The 2549-nt window shown below is 47.7% G+C and carries 2 protein-coding genes; both read right to left on the bottom strand.

The annotated features are described in order from the left end of the window. The coding region (locus KDK19_RS18635; RefSeq protein ID WP_257292581.1) for a hypothetical protein at positions 1–283 on the bottom strand (283 nt) is incomplete at its 3' end. A 197-nt stretch (positions 284–480) separates the two neighbouring features. Beyond that, positions 481–2549: hypothetical protein (locus KDK19_RS18630; RefSeq protein WP_257292580.1), on the bottom strand; the 2069-nt coding region annotated here is incomplete at its 5' end.

Genomic DNA, 2549 nt, shown 5'->3' with positions numbered 1-2549 from the left:
CAGGAAGATCGGCTTTCTTCATGCGCTGTAAAAACATGCCCTTGCCGCCAAGTTGCTCCCGGTTGGCGGGACAACAATCTGCAGCCTGTACCAAAACGGGCGAACGGCAGGTGCGATCCCCTATCGGCGTTGGGTCGGGAACGCCACTGGGATCAGGCTCAATGAAATACCTTTTGGGTGAACTATTAGCCCCTTCGAATGGACTGCCACCCCCAGCCTTCTCATTGGAATCAGTTGTCAGGCTTTGGGGATTTGATATGTCAAAAGTAGTATCAGCTAACATCAGGATATCTCTCCCATGTCATTACTCATCCATAACTTAATCGCTATGGCATAAACCGATTACCTGACTTTTGACAATGATGTTTTTATAAAGTTCACTCGCCAGCCTGAAGCACGCATCACGAAAAACAACAATAAGCTGACAACACGGCTTGTGCCGGTCAACAATATCAGAGTTAATCGATCCTTATTTGCCAATTATCGAATGCGTTTCAAGTAAGAGTAATCTTTTCGAACGCGTTTGCTGGCATATTTTAGCCCGTGCTCCAGCAAGGCTTTCTCGACTTTTTCTTTATGATCCCAAAGCGGCTCATCGGGTGGAATAGCAAAATTCAGCGCGTAATCGTGTGATGGGTTGATAACAAAATATTTATCTCTCAAATGGGGATATACATCCTCATACAATCGAGTGGCTCTTTTGGGATCTAACAATAAAAGGTGCGGTAAGACTTCCTTGCGGGTTTCATCACTGATCTCATCACTCATAAAAATTTCCCTAAAACTCTCCTTCGATTTCCTCTCGAAGAATATTAAACACTGACACACTCCTAACTGATGAGCATGCTGAATAAACTCTCGCTGGTTGCTTAATAACCGGCAGAAAGCAGGGATAATCCCAATACTGTTAACATAAAACATTGAGAAAAGGGCATGTTTAAAGACGAATCTATCGGCTTCTGTCGTAACATCGCTATTAAGGTGCTGTGCAAGCACATTAAAGTCCCACTTAACTCTTTCAAAAATGGCTCTTTCCTCAAAGATTGTATCCAGGCCACACATGCCACCTAATACAATGATCAGTTTTTCAAAAGCATCCTGCATGACTTGACGTGATTTCATTCGGGAGCATTCGACAATCATTTCACCCGCTACGGCATTGCAACTCATATTCACGGTGCCAGCATTTTCATTCAGTCCGATCGCTTTTAGTAACTGTGCCAGAAACCACATACGCTTTAACTTGCCGGACTTATAACTGCTATCAGAAGCAAATTCGTCAGTAAATTTCAACCGCAGGGTTCGCCCTTTACCCCCTTCTGCTTGTTCCAAAAGCTCGATAAGGCTCACATGAATTCCTAACTTCATATTAACAATCAAGGCTTCATCCATACTGATGACAATCCCGTCAAGAATAACTATTGCATCGAGGGTTGCTTTGCAGGCTGGACTCAATAGTGGTGCCGTTTCACTAAGAGTTCTGCAATCAACATAGGTGATGTACTTTCCTGAAGAGATGTTGCCCCGACCAGAAGCCAGTGCGATCGGTGCCAGTGCGTTTACAAAGCGCCGATGCAGGGCAAAAATCAGCTCATGGACACTCCGGACCTGCTTGGCACCCTTAGGGTTGAGTGCCTGAAGACAGATTTGCAGCTGATGGCAGGCGGCCATCCACTCGCTAAATGATACCTGCCCTTCTTTACTGGCTTGCAGAGGATAGGTGATACGCTCTAACTCTGATTCGATAGTCTGCTTCAGTGCCTCAAACCGGTTTCTCAATTCCGGTAACTCATCGAGCAATGGCTGGATCTGGGGTGCACTTTTGTTATCAGCCAGCCGCAAGTATGCCCCGTATCCATCCAACAGTGATTCAGCCCCATCAACCAGTCGATTTACGCTGCCCCTGGCCTGTGACAATAGCTCTGACCGTTGTGGCGACATGCTCAATTTTACCGGGTTTGCCAGACAATCCAGTCCACCGCCGGGGGCAAAAAATGCCAACAAACGAGCATTTTGATCCGTGAGCCATTGAAAACCGCTGGCGACCAGTCGGAATGTGCCCTCTGGGGGAGATAAATCATCACGTGATGGGATGACCTTTGTTGACGGTAGATCAGAAAATGCAGTGGACAGACTTCTGTGACTGGCCAGTTTTCCGGCAAGGTCACCGGCAACGATAAAAGCTCCGGGCTCATCGTTAAAACGGGCGCAGGCCAGCGTTGCCTGTTGGCCAGCCTCCTGAGAGGCCAATGCCGAATAATGGTCACCGGCCCGCATCAAGGTTATTTGTTCCTGTCTCAGCAGGATTGCCACATGATCATTGAATCCTGCTTCGGCCAAAACAAAACCCCCTGCCCGTTTCAGAAATTTGGACTCAAGCATCCAGTCCTCAGCGTGGTCAGCCAAAACAATAGCTCCCTCCGGCATTGAATCTACCTCTCGTCGATTGGCCAGCCAGAGGGGGCCGGTGCAATAGCCTTCGCTGATGCTCTCGCCAATGGCCAGAGCCTCTTTAGGTATGGGCATGGCAAAAGCCATGTCACCAGAGA

Origin of the sequence: Endozoicomonas sp. ONNA1 (assembly GCF_024606325.1) — a bacterium.
GTDB lineage: Bacteria > Pseudomonadota > Gammaproteobacteria > Pseudomonadales > Endozoicomonadaceae > Endozoicomonas_A.
The sequence above is the reverse complement of the archived record's forward strand: the minus strand, read 5'-3'. Positions and strand labels throughout refer to the sequence as shown.